This is a genomic window from Flavobacterium algoriphilum (genome assembly GCF_048158655.1).
GTDB lineage: Bacteria > Bacteroidota > Bacteroidia > Flavobacteriales > Flavobacteriaceae > Flavobacterium > Flavobacterium algoriphilum.
On sequence record NZ_JBLNKY010000004.1, the window covers coordinates 283258 to 305280 of the forward strand.

Sequence of the window (22023 nt, forward strand, 5' to 3'; positions counted from 1 at the left end):
TAATTATTCAAAATACTTTTATAATTTAACTTTTTTTGAAAATTTAAAAATTTAAAAAAAATAAATTTTACACAATTATAAAAAAAACACCCGTAAAACTAATTATTCATAAAAAAATACAGCAAAAAATAATGCGTTTTTATTAATTTATAGTTTTTTTAAGAAAAAAATAACACACTGCTTTTAAATTCGTAGTTTTGGCTTTTTAATTTCAAAAAACCAAACCATGAAAAAATTGTTTTTTATTCTAATCTTTATTTTTTCGGCAGGACTTACTGCTCAGGAAATTAAAGTTTCAGGAGTTGTAACTGACGACTCTAAAGCTACTTTACCAGGTACAACCGTACTTGTCAAAGGAACTGCCAAAGGTACAACTACAGATGCTGATGGTAAATTTACAATTACGGCAAAAACTGGGGATGTTTTGCAATTCTCTTTTGTAGGCTTAGAAACTAAATCCGTAACAGTAACAGGAAATACAGTAAATATTATTTTAACCGGAAGTGGTGAAACATTACAGGACGTTGTTGTAATAGGTTCTCGTAATCCTACTAGAACGGTTACTGAGTCTGCAGTACCCATTGATGTGATCAGCATGAAAGAGATTGCTTCACAAGGTCCACAAGTTAACTTAAACCAAATTTTAAACATGGTTGCGCCATCGTTTACATCAAATACTACAACTGTAGCTGATGGAACGGATCACATTGACCCGGCTCAATTAAGAGGTCTAGGTCCAGATCAAGTATTGGTATTGGTAAATGGAAAAAGAAGACATACTTCCTCTTTAGTAAATATCAATGGATCACCGGGAAGAGGATCTGTAGGAACAGATTTAAATGCTATTCCTGCTTTTGCGATCGAAAAAATCGAAGTCTTGAGAGACGGAGCTTCCGCACAATATGGTTCTGATGCCATTGCAGGTGTAATCAATATTAATGTAAAGAAAAACACCAATAAATTAGATGTCGCCCTTTTTGGAGGAGGAAATCTTTCAAAAGGAGCTAATGACCATGATGGTGGTATTGATGGTGGTAATTACCAATTAGACTTAAACTACGGAACCGGTCTTGGTAAAGAGAAAAGTTTTATTAATGCAACTGCCAGTTTTCAACTTAGAGATGCTACTAGCAGAGCGAAGGATGTAACCGGTACTCTATTCAATGCCTATAATGCGGTTGAACAAAGAGCTGCTGAAGCTGGAACAAATATTAATGCTCTTTTTGGAAACATAAATAATACTCCAAATACAACTCAAATACTTACCACAATAAAACAGTATGCTCCACAAGTAGGTTATTTTACAACGGCGCAACAAACTGCTATAACAGGTGCTCTAACTACTTCTCAAATGCAAACCGCATTAAACTTTGATGCTACAGCAGGAGAATTAGCGTATAGAAGTCTTGAAAGAAAAGATTTCAATATGAGAGTGGGACAATCTTCTTTGCGAAGCGCGCAATTCTTTTTGAACGCCGCTTATCCAATCAATGATAAATTAGAAGTGTATGCTTTTGGCGGAACTAGCTATAGAACCGGCGAAGCTGCAGGTTTTTACAGAAAACCAAATCAAGCCAGATCATATACCGGATTATATCCAAACGGCTTCTTACCAGAAATTCATTCTACAATTGGCGATGTATCTGTAGCCGCTGGTCTTAGAGGTCTTTTATTCGAAAACTGGAATTTTGATTTAAGTAATACTTTTGGAAAAAATACTTTTGATTATAACATCGAAAACACGGTTAATGCTTCCTTAAGAGAAAAATCAGCAACTCAGTTTAATGCTGGAGGTTTAGGTTTCTATCAAAATACAACCAATTTTGATATGAATAGAAAATTTGATGTTATGAAAGGACTGAACGTTGCGTTTGGTGCTGAATACAGACATGAAAACTTTAATATCAATGCTGGTGAACCAGATTCATATAACCTATATGACATCAATGGAACAGCAGTTACGGGGACAACCCCTGCTAATATTAAAGTTACTGATTTTTACGGTGCTAATAGACCAGGTGGAGCACAAGTATTCCCGGGTTTCAGACCTGCAAATGCCATTGACAAGGGACGTAATAGTGTAGCCGTTTATACTGATTTAGAATTAGATCTTACTGACAAATGGTTAGTTAATGGAGCTGTTCGTTTTGAGAATTATTCTGATTTTGGAAATACAACTAATTTCAAAGTGGCATCTCGTTACAAACTAACGGATAACATCAATTTGCGTGGTGCTGTTTCAACTGGATTTAGAGCGCCATCGCTACATCAAATCTATTTTAATTCAACAGCGACTCAATTCGTAGGCGGTGTTCCATTTGAAGTTGGAACTTTTAGCAATGACTCTCCAGTTGCAAAAGCTTTAGGAATTCCAACATTAAAACAAGAAGAATCTAAAAGTGCCAGTATTGGATTTACTGCAAAAATACCTACTGCAAATATCACTTTAACAGCTGATGCCTATGTTGTTAAAATAAATGACAGAGTCGTTCTTACAGATCAATTTACTTCGAATGCTGTAACAAAACCATATTTTGATGCCGCAGGAGCAACTGCAGCAACTTTCTTTGCGAATGCAATTGACACGGAGTCAAAAGGAATTGATGTAGTAATTAGCCATAAAACAAGTTTCGGTGAAGGGTTATCTTTAAAAACTGATTTATCTGGTACTATTTCTAATACAAGAAGAGTCGGTTCAATACACGCATCACCGATACTAGAAGCAGCAGGTCAGATAAACAAATACTATTCAGAATCCTCAAGAATTTATCTTCAAGAAGCAGTGCCAAGAGTTAAAGCTAATTTAACAAATTCACTTTCTTACAAAAAATTCGATTTCTTCTTGAGAAACGTTTATTTTGGTAAAGTAACAGATCCAAATACCGCAGACGTAAATGGAGATGGAAGAGTTGAAGGTATTGTAGTAAACGGTCAAGCAGTAGAAATTGAGCACCCAATCTGGGGAGCAAAAATTATTACTGATTTTTCAGTTGGTTTCAAAATTACCAATGCTGCAAAAATTGTTATTGGAGCTAATAATATTTTTGACATTTATCCAGATATGAATCTTGGAACGCAAACTGCAATCAAACCACGATTAGTGTCAGGAGCTATCGATTATACAGCTGCTCCATCGACAATTGATTTGTCTAATGCAAATCAATTTGTATATTCAAGAAACACATCTCAATTTGGTCAAAACGGTCGTTTTGTTTTTGCCAGATTAAGCTTCAGTTTCTAGAAAAATATTTTTAGAATATGGAAAGCCATCAACTAAAAGTTGATGGCTTTTTTTTGGCTTAAACTTTGCTAAAAAAAGAATTCAAACTTTGTACCTTTGTTCCTCTTAACCTTTGTCCTTGTCTTAAATGAATTTCCAAGTAGTATCCGATTACCAGCCTAAGGGCGACCAACCCCAAGCGATTGAAAAATTGACCCAAGGGATTATTGATGGTGAAAAATTCCAAACATTATTGGGAGTTACCGGATCTGGAAAAACATTTACGGTAGCCAATGTGATTCAGGAAGTGCAAAGACCAACTTTGGTTTTGGCTCATAATAAAACCTTAGCGGCACAATTGTACTCGGAATTCAAACAATTCTTCCCGAATAATGCAGTGGAATATTTCGTTTCTTATTACGACTATTACCAGCCCGAAGCATTCATGCCCGTAACCGGCGTTTTCATAGAAAAAGATTTATCCATCAATGAAGAACTGGAAAAAATGCGAATGTCAACAACCGCTTCGTTGCTTTCTGGACGAAGAGATATTTTAGTAGTGGCATCGGTTTCGTGTTTGTATGGTATTGGAAATCCTATCGAATTTCAGAAAAACTTGATTCCAATTGAGAAAGGACAAATCATCTCCCGAACTAAATTATTGCATCAACTGGTACAAAGTTTATATTCCAGAACTGAAGCCGATTTTAATCCCGGAAGTTTCAGAATAAAAGGTGACACGGTAGATGTTTATCCTAGTTATGCAGATGAGGCATATCGAGTTCATTTTTTTGGAGATGAAATCGAGGAAATTGAAAGTTTTGATACAAAAAATTCTAAAGTCATTGAAAAATTTGATAAACTGACAATTTATCCAGCCAATATGTTTGTGACTTCGCCAGATGTTTTACAAGGTGCCATCTGGGAAATCCAACAGGATTTGGTAAAGCAAGTCGATTATTTCAAGGAAATAGGCAAACATTTGGAAGCAAAACGATTGGAAGAACGCACCAATTTTGATTTGGAAATGATTCGCGAACTCGGATATTGCTCTGGAATTGAAAATTATTCTCGTTATCTGGATGGTCGTTTACCGGGAACAAGACCCTTTTGTTTATTAGATTATTTTCCAAGTGACTTCTTAATGGTTGTAGACGAAAGTCACGTGACTCTTTCTCAAGTTAGCGCCATGTATGGCGGAGACAGAAGCCGAAAAGAAAATTTAGTGGAATATGGTTTCCGACTTCCGGCAGCGATGGACAATCGTCCGTTGAAGTTTGAAGAATTCGAGGCAATGCAAAACCAAGTGATTTACGTTTCGGCAACACCAGCCGATTATGAATTGCAAAAAACGGAAGGTGTCGTTGTGGAACAGGTAATTCGTCCGACAGGATTATTGGATCCAATCATCGAAATCCGACCAAGTTTAAACCAAATTGATGATTTAATCGAAGAAATTCAGGTTCGAGCCGAAATTGATGAACGCGTTTTGGTAACCACTTTAACCAAAAGAATGGCGGAAGAATTGGCCAAATATTTAACCAAAGTCAATATTCGTTGCCGTTATATTCATTCTGAAGTAGATACTTTGGAACGAATCGAAATTATGCAAGATTTACGAAAAGGAATTTTTGATGTACTAATTGGCGTGAATTTACTTCGTGAAGGTTTGGATTTACCTGAAGTTTCTTTGGTGGCAATTTTAGATGCAGACAAAGAAGGTTTTTTACGAAGCCATCGTTCGCTTACGCAAACAATAGGTCGCGCAGCAAGAAACCTGAATGGAAAAGCAATTATGTACGCTGATAAAATTACAGCAAGCATGCAAAAAACCATTGACGAAACCAATTATCGCAGAACAAAACAAATGAATTACAATACTGCAAATAATTTGGTTCCTCAAGCTTTGAATAAAAAAATCGAGAGCGCCTTTACCAAAAACCCTTTAGCAGATTATGAATTAGGGTATACTCTTTCATCTGCAGCCGAACCCGTTACTGAATATTTATCAAAAGTTGAAATAGAAAAACGCATTCGTGAAAAACGAAAAAATATGGAAAAAGCGGCAAAGGAATTGGACTTTATGCAGGCGGCAAAATTACGTGATGAAATAAAAGCGTTGCAAGGACAATTAACTTAGTTTTGTTCTTCCTGAAAAACAGTCAATAAAACTTCGGCATCAATAATTACATTTGGTGCTTCCTTCATTAACTTAAGAATACGTTTTGTAGCTTCTGGATTGAGTCCCATGTCAATGGCTATTTGTTGGATAGCGATAGTTTCTTTTTTATGTATAACTCCATCACTATGCATTAACAAAGCGAGTCTATAAAATTGTTGAATACGTTGAAAATTTGATTTAATGGGTAATTGGGGTAATTCCTGATGAAACAAATCATTGAATCCTCCTTTTACTATGTTTAATTCATTGGCAACAATAAACAAAAAATCGTATTCTCTTTTATGCAATTTTCCGTCAACAGTAGAAAAAGCAATCATCTCTAAAAGTAAGCTTCTTTTTTCCTCGTAAGTATCCATGAAATTATTATTTTTAGCTAAAATATTGATTTTTTTAAATAAAAACACAAAATACCTGTAATGATTCAACAGTTTAAGTTAATTCTTATTATACTACTTTTTGCAACAGTAAAAAATTTCGCTCAACAAAGCACCGCATCAAAACAAGTTTCAACGTTTACAATTGAAGCGCCGCAACTTAAAACTGCAAAGAAAATCTGGGTATATCTACCTAAAAATTACTTATCTTTAAAAAAGAAATACTCTGTGATCTACATGCACGATGCACAAAATCTATTTGATGCTAAAACTTCCTATTCTGGCGAATGGAATGTTGATGAAAAATTGGACAGTCTCAATGCACAAGTCATTGTCATAGGAATCGAACACGGAAATGACAAACGTTTAGAGGAACTAACGCCTTATAAAAATGAGAAATACGGTGGTGGAAAAGCAACTGATTATTTAGAATTCATCGTAAAAACGTTGAAGCCACAAATTGATAAAACTTACAGAACAAAACGGGAGAAAAAAAACACCACTATCATGGGAAGTTCTTTAGGTGGTTTGACTTCCTTTTACGCTACTTTAAAATATCCTGAAGTGTTTGGTAAAGCTGGAATTTTTTCACCCGCTTTTTGGATTAACCGCAAGGAAATTTTCGAATTAGAAGAAAAAAATAATAAGCAAAAAACAAAATATTATTTCCTTTGCGGAGATAAGGAAGGTGACGATGATTCTATGATTGTTGACCTCAATAAGATGGAACACCTAATTAATACTAAACGATGTTATTGCCTCAATTTGAATGAAAAGAAAATCGTAAAAGGAGGACAACACAATGAAAAGTTATGGCGCGATGGTTTTGTCAAAGCCGTTTTATGGCTCGGTTATTAATTTAAAAGATAAATACATTAATTTTAAGTACTAAATCAGATTCAAATGGAACTAATCTTAAGAGAATACAACCTTAAATTAAAACACACCTTTACGATTTCAAGAGAATCGATTGACTTTCAGCCTTCATTGATTGTAGCATTAAAAAGTGACGGATTCTCCGGTTTTGGCGAAGCGACATCTAATCCATATTATAGGACAACCGTTTCAATGATGATGCAGGATTTAGAAAAAATTCGATCTGTAATTGAAATTATGACAAATGAAACACCCGAAGAATTTTGGACAAAAATTCATCCTTACTTAAAAAACAATATGTTTGCTTTGTGCGCTTTGGACATGGCATATACCGATTTGTATGCTCGCAAAAAAGGAAAGAAATTGTACGAGTTATGGAATTATTCCATCGATAAAAATCCATTGACCGATTATACTATTGGGATAGCTTCCATAGAAAAAATGGTTGCTAAAATGAAGGAATTGCCTTGGCCGATTTATAAAATTAAACTAGGCACCAAAGAAGATATTACCATTGTAAAAGAGTTACGAAAACACACGAATGCCATTTTTAGAATCGATGCCAATTGTGGTTGGGGAGTGGAAGAAACCATAAATAATGCAGTCGAGTTAAAAAAACTAGGCGTAGAATTTTTGGAACAACCCATGAAGGCTGACAATTGGGAAGGACACAAGGAAGTTTTCAAACATTCGGTTTTACCAATAATTGCTGACGAAAGTTGTATTATAGAAGAAGATGTGGCCAAATGTCACCATCATTTTCATGGCGTAAATGTCAAATTAGTAAAATGTGGCGGATTAACTCCCGGGAGACGCATGATTGAGGAAGCCAAGAAATTAGGTTTAAAAACGATGGTGGGTTGCATGACCGAATCTACTGTAGGGATATCGGCAATTGCGCATTTATTGCCGCAATTGGATTATGTAGATATGGATGGCGCATTGCTTTTGGCAGAAGATATTGCAACTGGTGTAACCATAGATTTTGGAAAAATAAGCTATTCCGACTTAAATGGTACAGGTGTAACTTTAATTTAATTCTAAATGAAAGTCAACCAATTTCCAGATCGAATAATAGAAATCGACAATACAGACTATTTATATTTTGGTGGAACGGCCTATTTGGGTTTACCAACACATCCTGAATTCCAAAAACTGCTCATTAAAAATATTTTACAATGGGGAACAGCTTATGGAAGTTCGAGAAGCGCCAATATTCAACTGACCGCCTACGAAAACGGCGAACGATTTTTAGCCAATTACATCAAAGCAGATGCAGCTCTTACCCTTTCTTCTGGAATGTTAGCAGGAAAATTAGTTGTTGAAGCATTAACACCTGAAACGAATTTATTTTTTCATTTTCCTGATATACACACTGCAATCAAAGCGGTAAATAGTATTCCTTTTTTTATTGGAAATGAATTAAATCCTCGTTTGCTGGATAACGTAACTGAAAAAATTACGATTCTAACCGATGCTGTTCCTTCCTTTCATGTAAAACCAATCGATCTTTCAGTCCTAAATTTAATTCCTCCCAATAAAGAAATTACTTTGGTTGTAGACGAATCCCATTCGCTTGGAATTTTAGGGACGAATGGTTGCGGGATTTATTCGAATATTGATCTTCCCAATATTAAAAGAAAAATTATGGTATCCTCTTTAGGTAAAGCCTTTGGACTCACGGGAGGAATTATTGCAAGCGACCCTGAATTTATTAATCAGATGGCAACCCATGATACTTTTGTTGCCAGTGCGGGAATGAATGCGGCATTTGTACAAACCATGGCTGATGCGGCCGCGATTTATTTGCAACAGCATCAAAAATTAAAAGACAATTTGAATTATGTAGAAGCTCATTTAATTAAAAATAAAGCAATTGATTTTGATCCAAATTACCCTTTAATTTATCCTGAAATTGAAGGAATAAATGAAATTTTTACTGCAAATAAAATTATTGTAACCAATTTTAAATACCCCACTGACACCAAGGATTTAAATCGAATTGTAATTACTGCCAATCACAAAAAAGAAGATTTGGATAAAATAATTCACATTCTGAACCAAAACCAATTCTAAATCTAAAATTGTGGTGCTATTGCTTTTTAACCGTACCTTTGTAAAAAATTAGAATATGATGACAAACAACGATATCTTTAAAAAACTTCGCGTAGCATTAATGTTGCGTGACGATCAAATAGTTGAAATATTAGAATTAGTAGATTTTAGAATCACTAAATCAGAATTGGGTGCTTTTTTCCGTGATGAAAAACATGAGAATTATATGGAATGTGGCGACCAAGTGTTGCGTAATTTCCTAAACGCTTTAGTAATTCACTTGCGTGGAACGAAAGAAAATCCTAAAAACCCAAACGATGTTTTAGCTAAACACAAAGCTCAAATTCCTGTAAAAGAAGGAGCTTCAGAAAGACCTGAATTCAAAGCAAAGCCAAGAGACGAAGATAAATCAAGAGGAGATGAAAGTCCTTCAAAATCGAAGCCTGCTGCTAAGAAACCGTTCAAAAAACAATTTTCAAAAGGAGCTCCAAAAGTTCAAATAGTGGAGAAAGTGAAATTTAATTTCGGAAAGAATAAAAAATCATAAGTAGTAAAGATTTATATCCTCTACTATATTAAACTATAAAATCCTGAACGAGAATTCAGGATTTTTTTTTTGCATATTTAAAAGTGTCTCATCAAAAAAACTTTAAGAACTACAGCTTAACATAGAGCACCCCACCTTATCTCTGGCCCAATCGGGTCTTTTGGCAAACCATTTTTGAAAATTTGGTTGTTCGTCGTAGGGATTTTTAAGTATTTCAAATAGCTCCTTTAGCAAAGAATAATCTTCTTTATCTGCATCTTCAATACACAATTGCGCTATATAATTTCGCAATACATATTTTGGATTTACGCTGTTCATAAGCTCTTTTCTTTCAGTATCTAACAGCGTTTCTTCATTGATTCGAATAGTATACTTCTCAAACCAGTCGTGCCAATCTTTCAAGATCGTTTCATCTAAGTCTTTTTCGTTGTAGAACGCATCTTTTAATGTATTGAAAGCTGTTGTTGCATCATCTGCTTTAGTAACATTACCCAGATTTCTAAAGAAAATAGTCATATCCGTTTCTACACCTTCCAACAATTGAGTCAAACTCTGAATCAAAACTACATCTTGTTCTTTTTTAATTTGGAACCCGAGTTTATTTTGCATCATATTCAAATACTCCTTTTCGTAATCAGTACTAAAAGCGTCCAAAATAGTTTCCAGCGGTTTAGCATCCTGAATCAAAGGATACAAAGCATTGGCCAATTGATACAAATTCCACAGCGCAATCTCAGGTTGATTGCCAAAACGGTATCTTTTATGTTGGTTATCCGTTGTATTAGGCGTCCAACTGGAATTATAGTCTTCCAACCAACCGTAAGGTCCATAATCAATGGTAATACCGTGAATGGACATGTTGTCGGTATTCATAACTCCATGAACAAAACCTACACGTTGCCAGTGCACAATCATGTTTAGGGTAGTTTGGGTAACTTCATGAAAAAAGTCCAGATATTTCCCCACACCTTCCCCTTGAATGTGAGGAAAATGATGTTTAATGGTGAAATCAGCTAATAATTTGAGATTAACGTAGTCTTTTCGAGAAGAAAATAATTCGAAGCTACCAAACCGCATAAAAGATGGGGCCACTCTGCAAACAATTGCTCCTTTTTCATAGGCAGGATTTCCATTATACAATACATCACGCAGTACTTGATCGCCAGAAAGCATTAGTGAAAGCGAACGTGTTGTTGGAACACCCAAATAATGCATCGCTTCTGCACACAAATGCTCCCGAATAGAAGATCGTAAAACTGCAAAACCATCTGCTGTTCTTGAATATGGAGTCGGCCCCGCTCCTTTTAACTGCAAAGTATACACCTTATTTTCATGAACCACTTCAGTAAGATTAATTGCCCGACCGTCACCTAATTGCCCAGCCCAATTCCCAAATTGATGTCCAGCATAACACAATGCAAAGGGTTTCGTGCCCGGATAAACGGTGCTTCCTGAAAAAGTATTTAAAAAATCAGCTGAAAGTATATCTTCCTGAGAAATACCAATAGCATTAGCGACTTCAATTGAAGCGTGAATCAGAGAAGGATTTGAAGGTTTTTGGGGTAATACGTAGGAGTAACAAGCTTGCTGAACCTGTCTTGGCATATTGATATCACTTGGATCAGCGGGTAATTCGGTTGTAAAATTATTTTGTATATGAAGTTTCATTTCTTAACAGATTAATATAAACTAGAAATAATTAAGACTAGTATAACGTAAAGGTATTCGATACCGCACACATAATTGAATTCTTATGATAACTTTATTATATAACCAAAGTCATTTTATTTATAACCACTAAAACCTTAATTTATAGTATCGTCAACATTATAAATTTATTACATAAAAAAATCCTGAGCTTTCACTCAGGATCCTTTAAAATATATAACTATTTTCTAAATTAAGAAAGTGCTGCTTTTACTTGGTCAGCTGCTTCTTGAAATTCAACAGCAGATAAAATTGGCATTCCTGAATTGTCAATTAATTCTTTTGCTATAGCTGCATTTGTACCTTGCAAACGAACAATAATTGGTACTTTAATTGCATCACCCATATTTTTGTAAGCATCAACAACTCCTTGCGCTACACGGTCACAACGAACGATTCCACCAAAAATATTAATCAAAATTGCTTTTACGTTTTGATCTTTTAAAATAATACGGAAAGCAGTTTCAACACGTTTTGCATCAGCAGTTCCACCTACGTCAAGAAAGTTAGCAGGTTCAAAACCAGCATATTTAATTAAATCCATCGTCGCCATAGCTAAACCAGCTCCGTTCACCATACATCCTACTGTACCGTCAAGATCAACATAGTTTAAACCTACTTCTTTTGCTTCAACTTCGATTGGATTTTCCTCACGAATGTCACGCATATCAGCATATTTCTTTTGTCTGTATAAAGCATTATCATCGATATTTACTTTAGCATCTACAGCCATAATTTTATTATCTGATGTTTTCAAAACCGGGTTGATTTCAAACATCGAAGCATCAGATCCAATATAAGCATTGTATAAAGAATCGATGAATTTCACCATTTCTTTGAACGCATTTCCAGAAAGACCTAAGTTAAAAGCAATTCTTCTTGCTTGAAAACCTTGTAATCCAACAGAAGGATCAATTTCTTCGGTAAAAATTAAATGTGGTGTGTGTTCCGCAACTTCTTCAATATCCATTCCACCTTCAGTAGAATACATAATCATGTTACGACCTGTAGCTCTATTCAATAAAACAGAAACATAAAACTCAGAAGTTTCACTTTCACCAGGATAATATACATCTTCAGCGATTAAAACTTTGTGTACTTTCTTCCCTTCCGCAGAAGTTTGAGGTGTTACCAATTGCATTCCAATGATTTGTGTTGCAATTTCTTCTACTTGTTGTAAGTTTTTGGCAAGTTTAACTCCACCACCTTTACCACGTCCACCTGCATGAACTTGGGCTTTTACTACATACCAACTTGTACCGGTTTCGGTAGTTAATTGTTTTGCAGCAGCAACGGCTTCTACTGGACTATTAGCAACGATTCCGCGTTGAATGCGAACCCCGTAGCTAGCTAAAATCTCTTTTCCTTGATATTCGTGTATGTTCATAATATAGAATTTGTCTGGATTCTGAATTTATTTCAGAATAAAAGTGGCACAAAAATAGCAAAATTAAACTTAACTGCTATTTTTTTTCATTAAATGTAACGCCTCAAATTGTATATTTCTAGCTTATCATTAGACGATTCAAAAAATATAAAAAATAACAAACATTTTGTTATAATTCTAAAACAAAATTCCTCATTAAAATAATTCTTTCAAAATAATTGACTCAAGTCCTTTTTATAGGTTTTCTTTTTATAGAAAAATCAATTCAACTCTCTTTAAATACAATTATTGTGATTTATCGTTCCTTTTTCTACTATTACTGTAAAAATACATTCAATTTGGCTTTTACACTCATTATATGTTACTAAATCTTTAATTTTGTAAAAAAAATATTAAGCATGAAAGTTAAAGAACAAGGCCTTTATTTGCCCGAATTTGAACATGATAATTGTGGCGCAGGATTTATTTGTAATTTGAATGGAATTAAGTCTAATGATATTATCCATAAAGCACTAGATATCTTAATAAAGCTAGAGCATCGTGGAGCTGTTAGTGCGGATGGAAGAACCGGAGATGGAGCAGGAATTTTATTTGATATCCCTCATATATTTTTTAAGAAAGTATGTGATTTTGAAATACCAGAAGCAAGACAATATGCAGTAGGAATGGTTTTTATGCCCAAAAGTATAAACCAAGTCGCTTTTTGTAAAACAACTTTTGAGGATTCTATACGCAATCAAAATTTAGAAATTCTAGGCTGGAGAGATGTTCCTGTTGATATTTCTAATTTAGGACAAATTGCAGCTGAAAAAGAACCAACTGTAAAACAAGTATTTGTTAGCAAAAATGGATTGGACCTGACGGAACAACAATTTAACGCCAAAATGTTTGCTGCAAGAAAAATTGCAGAACATACCATAAGAAATTCAAGAACTTCAGAAAGTCATATGTTCTATTTTTCTAGTTTTTCAACAACTACCATTATCTATAAAGGGTTGTTGATGCCGGAAGACATTAGCCGATACTATACTGATTTATCTGATACTGATTTAGTTACTAGATTAGCTTTGGTTCACCAACGCTTTTCAACTAATACGTTCCCTTCATGGGAGTTAGCACAACCATTTAGATACATGTGTCATAATGGAGAAATCAATACGCTTCGTGGAAACATAAGCAGAATGCGTGCTCGTGAAGAATTGATGCAAAGTGATGTTTTTGGTGATGATTTGAAAAAATTATTCCCTATTATATTAGAAGGAAAATCAGATTCAGCTTCTATGGATATGGTTGTCGAATTGTTATTGATGACCGGACGTTCTTTACCGGAAGCAATGATGATGGTAGTTCCTGAAGCTTGGGAAAAACACCAAACCATGTCAGAAGAGAAAAAAGCATTTTACGAATACAATGCTTGTATCATGGAACCTTGGGATGGTCCAGCTTCTATTCCTTTTACTGATGGTAACGTTATTGGAGCCTTATTGGATAGAAATGGATTGAGACCTTCTCGTTATACTTTGACAAAAAGCGGTTTCGTAATTATGTCTTCCGAAATTGGTGTTCTTGATATTAAACCAGAAGATGTTATTCAACACGGTCGTTTAGAACCAGGAAAAATGTTCTTGGTAGACATGAACGAAGGTCGAATCATTGAAGATGATGAGATCAAAAATGCTATTGCTACTAAACGTCCCTATAAAAAATGGTTAGATGAGAATTTATTGCAATTAGCTCAAATTCCTTATACCAATAATCCGATACCAACCGAAAACGTAGACTTTGAAACAAGACAACGTTTATTTGGTTATACTATCGAGGATTTAAAAACAATTATAAACCCAATGGGAGCTCAAGGTAATGAAGCTTTAAGTTCTATGGGTAATGATACTCCGTTAGCGGTTTTATCAGATCAACCACAACTTTTATATAACTATTTCAAACAATTATTTGCTCAGGTTACTAATCCCCCATTGGATGGTATTCGTGAAGAAATCATTACTGATATCAGTTTAGCAATTGGTGGTGATTATAATATTTTTGATGTTGATCCTAAACATTGTAAAAAATTAAAGATTCAAAACCCAGTTATCTCGAATGAAGATTTAGATAAAGTAAGAAATATTGATCATGTTGATTTCAAATCGGTGACTATTTCTACTTTATATGATATCGAAAAAGGAGTAAATGGATTGGAACGCGCTTTGGAAAGAGCCGTTCAAGCTACTTTTAAAGCTGTTTCTGAAGGATGTAATATCGTAATCATTTCTGATAGAGGTGTAAGCGAAAAAATGGCTCCAATACCAATGTTATTGGCTTGTTCATATATTCACCATTCACTGAATATTCTACAAGTTCGTTCAAAATTTGGAATCATAATTGAATCTGCTGAACCACGCGAACCACATCATTTTGCATTATTATTTGGTTATGGTGCAAGCGCAATAAATCCTTATATGGTAAATGAAATCATTCATGACCAAGTTAACCAAGGTTTTATTACTGGTATAAAAGCGGATTATGCTATTAAAAACTATAATAAAGCGATTGCAAAAGGAATCCTTAAAATCATGAATAAAATTGGTATCTCTACTTTACATTCGTATAGAGCGGCCCAAATTTTTGAAATTTTAGGATTAAATAAAACATTCACTTCTAAATATTTCCCTTACACGCCTTCTAGAATTGAAGGAATTGGATTAAATGAAGTAGAAAAAGAAATCAAAAAAAGATATCAAAAAGCTTTCCCAAATTCAAAAGTGGCCAATTTATTGCCGCTTGAAATTGGAGGTGTCTACAGATGGAGAAGAACTGGTGAAAAACACATGTTCAACCCAACAACGATTTCTAAATTACAACAGGCTGTTCGATTAAACAGTCCGGAAAGTTATAAGGAATACTCCAATATGGTTAATGACCAAAGTAAAAACCTAATGACTATTAGAGGTTTATTTGAATTCAATAATTTGGATCCAATTTCTATTGACGAAGTAGAACCTTGGACCGAAATTGTAAAAAAATTCAAAACTGGAGCCATGTCTTATGGATCAATCAGTCAGGAAGCCCATGAAAACTTGGCAATTGCCATGAATAGAATTGGAGGAAAAAGTAATTCTGGAGAAGGTGGAGAAGATACTAACCGTTTCCAAAAAGACTTAAATGGTGATTCTAGAAATAGTGCTATTAAACAAGTTGCTTCAGGAAGATTTGGTGTATCTATCAATTATTTGACAAGTGCCAAAGAGATTCAAATAAAAATGGCTCAAGGTGCAAAACCTGGAGAAGGTGGTCAATTACCTGGAGAAAAAGTAGTGCCTTGGATTGCAAAAGTTAGAAATTCAACGCCTTATGTTGGACTTATTTCTCCGCCGCCACATCACGATATTTACTCTATTGAAGATTTATCTCAATTGATTTTTGATTTAAAAAATGCCAATCGTGAAGCACGTATTAACGTTAAATTAGTTTCTGAAGTAGGTGTTGGAACAATCGCAGCCGGTGTTGCTAAAGCAAAAGCCGATGTAATCTTGATTTCAGGATACGATGGAGGAACGGGTGCGGCACCATTAACATCATTACAACATACAGGTATTCCTTGGGAATTGGGACTTGCCGAAGCACAACAAACACTAATCTTAAATGATTTAAGAAGCCGTGTCGTTTTAGAATGTGACGGACAATTAAAAACAGGACGTGATGTAGCTATTGCTGCTTTACTTGGAGCTGAAGAATTTGGTTTTGCAACAGCACCGTTAGTAGCGTCTGGTTGTATTATGATGCGAGCTTGTCACTTGAATACTTGCCCAGTTGGTATCGCAACGCAAGATCCTGAATTGAGAAAAAATTTCAAAGGAACTCCGGAGCATATCATTAACTTCATGTATTTTATTGCTGAGGAGTTGAGAGAAATCATGGCACAATTAGGCTTTAGAACACTTAAAGAAATGGTGGGACAATCTCAAAAATTGAATGTCAACAAAGCCATCAAACATTATAAAGCTAGTGGATTAGATTTATCTACTATTTTATACAAACCAGAAAAAGCTAAAGTAGTTCCAAATCACAATACAACTAATCAAGATCATGCTTTAGAGAATGTACTTGATTTTGAAATTATAAAAGCTGCAATTCCTTCTATTTATAGAAAAGAAAAAACAAGAGTTACTTTTAATATTAAAAATACAGATCGTTCTGTAGGTGCGATATTAAGTAATGAGATTTCAAAAATATATGGAGAACAAGGTTTACCTGAAGACACTATATTAGTTGATTTTGAAGGTTCTGCCGGACAAAGTTTTGGTGCTTTTGCAACAAATGGTTTGTCATTCAAAATTCATGGAAACTGTAATGATTATTTAGGAAAAGGACTTTCAGGTGCTAAATTAATTATCAAAGTCCCTCCTACTGCAACATTCAAACCTGAAGAAAATATCATCATTGGTAATGTTGCCCTTTACGGAGCAATCACTGGAGAAGCTTATATCAACGGTATGGCTGGAGAACGTTTTTGTGTTAGAAATTCTGGAGCAACAGCTGTTGTGGAAGGAATTGGAGATCATGGATGTGAATATATGACTGGTGGAACTGTTGTAGTTTTAGGCAAAACCGGAAGAAATTTTGCTGCAGGTATGAGTGGAGGTATTGCTTATGTTTTTGATCCAAATAAAAAATTCGATGCTACTTTATGTAATATGGAAATGGTTGCTTTTGAAACATTAGAAGAAGAGGACATAACTAAATTGAGACGTTTAATTAAAAATCATTCTATGTACACCAATAGTCCTTTGGCAAAAAGAATTTTGGAAGATTGGCAAAATCAACAAAAAAACTTTATTAAAGTGATGCCAACAGATTACAAGAAAGCATTGAAAAGATTAGCAGAAGAAAAGCAAATAGAAGAACTAATAGCATAGTCATGGGTAAGATAGGTGGATTTAAAGATTATAATAGAACTGACGAAAATAATATAGCTGTTGTAGAACGTGTATCAAACTATAATGAGTTTACAATTCCGTTAGAAAAAGATAAAATAAAAGAACAAGGTTCAAGATGTATGGATTGTGGAATTCCTTTTTGCCACAGTGCTTGTCCGTTAGGAAATTTGATTCCTGATTTTAATGACATGGTGCATCAAGAAGAATGGGAAAGTGCGTTGGAGATTTTGCAATCAACAAACAATTTCCCTGAATTCACAGGAAGATTATGTCCTGCTCCATGTGAAAAATCATGTGTTTTGGGTATAATCAGTGAGCCTGTAGCTATTGAAAATATCGAAAAAAATATTGTCGAAAGAGGTTTCGCAGAAGGATGGATAAAACCACAAATTCCAGCGACAAGAACAGGTAAAACGGTAGCTGTAATAGGCTCTGGTCCTGCTGGTTTAGCGGCTGCACAACAATTAAATCGTGCAGGACATACCGTTACCGTTTTTGAAAGAGACAATGCTATTGGTGGTTTATTACGTTACGGAATTCCAAATTTCAAATTAGAAAAAGGAATTATCGACAGACGTGTGGCTATTCTAGAAGCTGAAGGAATTGTATTTAAAACCAATGTAAACGTTGGTGTAAATTTCAGTATTGAAGAATTAAATTCTTTTGATTCGATTGTATTGTGTGGTGGTGCAACTGAAAGAAGAAGCTTACCAACAAAAGGAATTGAAAGCAAAGGTGTTGTTCAAGCAATGGACTTTTTAACTCAACAAACTAAAGTAGTATTCGGAGAATCTATACCAGACCAAATTAAAGCAACTGGTAAAAATGTTATCGTTATTGGTGGTGGAGATACGGGATCAGATTGCGTTGGAACATCAAACAGACACGGAGCAAAATCGGTTACTAATTTTGAGATTTTACCTAAACCACCCGTTGGTAGAAGTGAAACTACTCCTTGGCCTTTTTGGCCATTACAATTAAAAACTTCCTCTTCTCATGAAGAAGGTTGTGATAGAAACTGGTTAATCAATACCAAAGAATTCATTTCTAATGAAAAAGGTGAATTAACAGGATTGAAAACTGTTGAAGTAGCTTGGAAAATGACACCAGGACAAAGACCAGAATTAATAGAAAAAGAAGGATCAGAAAAAATATGGCCCTGTGATTTAGCTCTATTAGCACTCGGTTTTACAGGTCCTGAAAAAACATTAAGTGATCAATTAGGATTGGAAGTAGATTTTAGGAGCAACTACAAGGCGACAAATTACCAAACTAATGTTTCGCACATATTTACCGCTGGAGACATGAGAAGAGGACAATCCTTAATTGTTTGGGCCATTTCTGAAGGTCGTGAAGCTGCTAGAGAAGTAGACAATTATTTGATGGGATATACTAATTTACCAACAAAAGGTACTGGTGATTTACCTAATTTATAATAAAAAATAATTTTTATATAATCCCTTGATAAAATAATTATCAAGGGATTTTTTCTTTGACTAAAGTTACAGAAAATGAATAATTAGCACTAATTGTTATATTAATAACATTTTGTTATATTTTGTTAAAATTTATATTATTACTTGTTTGTATTGATAAAGAATAATAAATTTGCCTAAAAATAGAATCAAAATGCAATCAAAAGACTTACTACAATTAGCAGAACAATTCGGAAGTCCGTTATATGTTTATGATGCCGAAAAAATACAATCTCAATACAACAGATTATCAAAAGCTTTTTCTAAAGTAAATAAGTTACGCATTAACTATGCAGTGAAAGCATTGTCTAATATTGCAATCCTTCAATTACTAAAAGAAATGGGATCTGGTTTAGACACTGTTTCGATTCAAGAAGTATTATTAGGGCTTCATGCAGGATATGAGCCTGAAAAAATATTCTACACACCCAATGGAGTTTCTTTGGAAGAAATAGAAGAAGTTACAGCAATGGGAGTTCAAATCAACATTGATAACTTATCTATATTAGAGCAATTTGGCACAAAATATCCATCTGTACCAGTTTGTATCCGTATAAATCCTCACGTAATGGCAGGCGGTAATGCAAATATTTCAGTTGGTCATATTGATAGTAAATTTGGCATTTCAGTTCATCAATTACCACATTTGGTTCGTATTGTTGAAAACACAAAAATGAATATTGTAGGTATTCATATGCATACGGGTTCTGATATTCTTGACATAGAAGTATTTTTATACGCAGCTGAAATCTTATTTGATGCCGCAAAAAACTTCAAAAATCTTGAATTTCTAGACTTTGGAAGTGGTTTTAAAGTACCTTATAAGAAAGATGACATTGAAACTGATATTGAAGAATTAGGAAAGAAACTTTCGAAAAGATTTAATGCTTTTTGTGTAGAATACGGTAAAGAATTGACATTAATATTTGAACCTGGTAAATTTTTAGTAAGTGAAGCTGGTTTCTTTTTAGCTAAAGTTAATGTTGTAAAACAAACTACATCAACAGTTTTTGCAGGAATAGACAGTGGTTTCAATCACTTAATACGACCAATGTTTTATGGTTCACAACATCATATTGAAAACATTTCACACCCAAAAGGGAAAGAACGTTTTTATTCCGTTGTTGGATACATTTGTGAAACGGATACTTTTGCAAATAATAGAAGAATATCCGAAATAAAAGAAGGTGATATTTTATGTTTTAGAAATGCTGGAGCCTATTGTTTTTCTATGGCATCTAATTATAATTCAAGATACAAACCTGCTGAAGTATTATGGATAAACGGTGAAGGACTATTAATCCGGACACGTGAAACCTTTGAAGATTTATTAAAAAATCAGATTCCATTGCCAGTTACAATTGCAACAGTTTAAAATAAAAATCCCATTTGCTAACGCAAATGGGATTTTGTTTTAACAATATAATCTTATTTTCTATTTATCGAAAAGCGTTTCTAAAACTTCGGATTCTGTTCCATTAGGAAATGGAATTTTTAACATTTGCGAAAGTGTAGGTGCAATTTGAGTAATGTGTTTTTTAGTATGTAATTCCCCTTTTGGCACTTTCCATCCATAAAAAAGTAACGGTACATGGGTATCGTAACTATTAGGGGAGCCATGTGTCGTTCCTGTAGCTTGGTATTCCATGTAGCCTGCTTTATCGAGTATAACAATATCGCCATTTTGTTTTGGATCGTAACCTTTTGAAATAAAATCCAAAAAATAATCAGCTCCTGATGAAGCCAAAATCTCTTCTTCGGTATAGGCTCTTTTCACTTGTTCTTGCGTCATCAAAAAGTCTTTAAAACTTTGTTTCACTTTTGTCAATTCTAATCCTTTATCCTTTATTATCTCTTTATTAAAAAAAAGATTAAAGTTAGAATAATCCAATATTAAATCCGTTCCAAACGTTTCGTTAGAATGTTTTCTTATGGCATCAACAATCTCTTTAGAAGGAATATTTTTTACATTGTATTTATTATCTTTTAAATAATTTGGATTTTCAGCACCAGCGTGATCGGCGGTTAAAAAAAGCAAATAATTATCCTTTCCAACGGTCTTATCTAAATAATTTAAAAACATACTCAAAGTTTGATCTAAACGCAAGTAAGTATCCTGTAATTCCATAGAACGTGGACCAAAAGTATGCCCTACATAATCTGTAGAAGAAAAACTAACAGTAAGAAAATCAGTGATATCATCTTCACCTAGCCCTTCTTTTTCAATGGCTTTCATCGCTAATTCAGCCAAAATATCATTCCCAAAAGGTGTGGTACGCAAAACATCCGCACCTTTTTCTTTAAATATCCTACTTAAATCATACGGGAAAACAGGTGCATTTGCTTTATTTAATTTGCCTTCATACGGATTATCATCAGGAAGGCTTTCATTATAAGTAGCAGTAGGCTTCAATAAATCCCACCCTTTATTGATGTAATTCATGTATCGTTTTTCTTCATTGAATTGAGAAACCCAGGCTGGTAATGTTGAGCCATAAAAAGTACTAGAAATAAAAGCTCCTGTACTACTGTACCAAAAGGCCCAATTAGCAAAATGTCCAGCAGGTAAAATAGCGCCTCTATCTTTAAGACTCATCCCAATTACTTTACCTTTGAAATTAGTCGCCATTCGTAATTCATCCGTAATAGTGGTACTTAATAAATATTTCGGAGACATTGCGCCCTCTTTTTCTGTACCCTCCCCAATTGTTTTTACAGAAGCATCATCAGTGCAATACATATCTTTACCAATGGATTTATTAAACCAATCATTCCCTACAATACCGTGAGTAGAAGGTGTTGCTCCAGTATAAATACTAGCATGACCCGGAGCAGTATAAGTTGGCATATAATTGTAATGCATATTATGAAATGTATAACCATTATGCATCAATCTTTTGAATCCATCAGAAGAAAAATCATCAGCAAAACGATATAAATATTCCATCTTCATTTGATCAACAACAATACCAACAACTAATTTTGGTCGTTCTTGAGCCTGCATATTTAAAGACATTATAAATGTCAAAAATAAAATAATTTTTTTCATATTGTATTTTTATATAGTTCAACAAAAATACAACTTAATGTTATAAAATAAGTCTTAACCATAATTTAAGCATAATAAATTAATCTTTCCTTAACCTTAATTTAAGTGAACCTATCCACCTTTTTGACAATAAAAGTTATTTTACGCAAAAAAAATCCTCATCAAATAAATGATGAGGATTCTTTAAAGAAAGGCGACGACATACTCTCCCACATAA

General features: G+C 34.2%; 13 protein-coding genes. 9 read left to right on the forward strand and 4 right to left on the reverse strand.

Annotated elements, in window-relative coordinates; all coding sequences use genetic code 11:
- The first annotated feature begins 226 nt into the window (after positions 1-226).
- Together ACM55G_RS09650 and uvrB are read left to right on the forward strand one after the other, a co-directional pair.
- A complete protein-coding gene (locus ACM55G_RS09650; RefSeq protein WP_416843701.1) occupies positions 227-3241 on the forward strand; it encodes a TonB-dependent receptor in 3015 nt (1004 codons plus the stop codon).
- Positions 3242-3368: 127 nt separating this feature from the next.
- Positions 3369-5360 carry an excinuclease ABC subunit UvrB gene (gene uvrB, locus ACM55G_RS09655; RefSeq protein ID WP_416843703.1) on the forward strand — a complete coding sequence of 664 codons (1992 nt, stop codon included), beginning with the start codon at positions 3369-3371 and terminating at the stop codon, positions 5358-5360.
- On the opposite strand, the gene ACM55G_RS09660 is transcribed toward uvrB, so the two are convergent.
- A complete protein-coding gene (locus ACM55G_RS09660; protein ID WP_416843704.1) occupies positions 5357-5758 on the reverse strand; it encodes an excinuclease ABC subunit B in 402 nt (133 codons plus the stop codon). The two genes, uvrB and ACM55G_RS09660, sit on opposite strands and share 4 nt — an antisense overlap.
- Positions 5759-5818: 60 nt before the next feature.
- Between ACM55G_RS09660 and ACM55G_RS09665 the strand changes: the two genes are divergently transcribed.
- From ACM55G_RS09665 to ACM55G_RS09680, 4 genes are read left to right on the forward strand one after another with little or no spacing between them, the layout of a single operon-like run.
- Positions 5819-6634, forward strand: a complete 816-nt coding sequence (locus ACM55G_RS09665) for an alpha/beta hydrolase (RefSeq protein ID WP_416843705.1) — start codon at positions 5819-5821, stop codon at positions 6632-6634.
- 45 nt (positions 6635-6679) lie between these two features.
- Positions 6680-7690 carry a dipeptide epimerase gene (locus ACM55G_RS09670; RefSeq protein ID WP_416843706.1) on the forward strand — a complete coding sequence of 337 codons (1011 nt, stop codon included), beginning with the start codon at positions 6680-6682 and terminating at the stop codon, positions 7688-7690.
- 6 nt (positions 7691-7696) lie between these two features.
- Positions 7697-8728 (forward strand): aminotransferase class I/II-fold pyridoxal phosphate-dependent enzyme, encoded by a 1032-nt coding sequence (locus tag ACM55G_RS09675; RefSeq protein WP_416843707.1) that lies wholly within the window; start codon positions 7697-7699, stop codon positions 8726-8728.
- A 58-nt stretch (positions 8729-8786) separates the two neighbouring features.
- Positions 8787-9254 carry a DUF1456 family protein gene (locus ACM55G_RS09680; RefSeq protein WP_416843720.1) on the forward strand — a complete coding sequence of 156 codons (468 nt, stop codon included), beginning with the start codon at positions 8787-8789 and terminating at the stop codon, positions 9252-9254.
- 102 nt (positions 9255-9356) lie between these two features.
- Here the strand turns inward: ACM55G_RS09680 and ACM55G_RS09685 are convergent, their stop codons facing one another.
- A complete protein-coding gene (locus tag ACM55G_RS09685; protein ID WP_416843708.1) occupies positions 9357-10922 on the reverse strand; it encodes a protein adenylyltransferase SelO in 1566 nt (521 codons plus the stop codon).
- Between the two features lie 232 nt (positions 10923-11154).
- Positions 11155-12348, reverse strand: coding sequence for an ADP-forming succinate--CoA ligase subunit beta (gene sucC, locus ACM55G_RS09690; protein ID WP_416843709.1), 1194 nt, complete (start codon positions 12346-12348; stop codon positions 11155-11157).
- Between the two features lie 398 nt (positions 12349-12746).
- Here sucC and gltB point away from each other — a divergent pair, with 398 nt between their 5' ends.
- The 3 genes from gltB (at position 12747) to lysA (ending at position 20132) form a co-directional block, all read left to right on the forward strand.
- On the forward strand, positions 12747-17261 hold the full coding sequence (gene gltB, locus ACM55G_RS09695; RefSeq protein WP_416843710.1) for a glutamate synthase large subunit: 4515 nt from the start codon (positions 12747-12749) through the stop codon (positions 17259-17261).
- A gap of 2 nt (positions 17262-17263) precedes the next feature.
- Positions 17264-18718: a glutamate synthase subunit beta gene (locus tag ACM55G_RS09700; protein ID WP_416843711.1), complete on the forward strand. Its 1455-nt coding sequence runs from the start codon at positions 17264-17266 to the stop codon at positions 18716-18718.
- A 193-nt stretch (positions 18719-18911) separates the two neighbouring features.
- Complete coding sequence (gene lysA, locus ACM55G_RS09705; RefSeq protein ID WP_416843712.1) at positions 18912-20132, forward strand: diaminopimelate decarboxylase; 1221 nt, start codon at positions 18912-18914, stop codon at positions 20130-20132.
- A 60-nt stretch (positions 20133-20192) separates the two neighbouring features.
- Here the strand turns inward: lysA and pafA are convergent, their stop codons facing one another.
- Positions 20193-21806 (reverse strand): alkaline phosphatase PafA, encoded by a 1614-nt coding sequence (gene pafA / locus ACM55G_RS09710; protein ID WP_416843713.1) that lies wholly within the window; start codon positions 21804-21806, stop codon positions 20193-20195.
- Between the last annotated feature and the right edge of the window lie 217 nt (positions 21807-22023).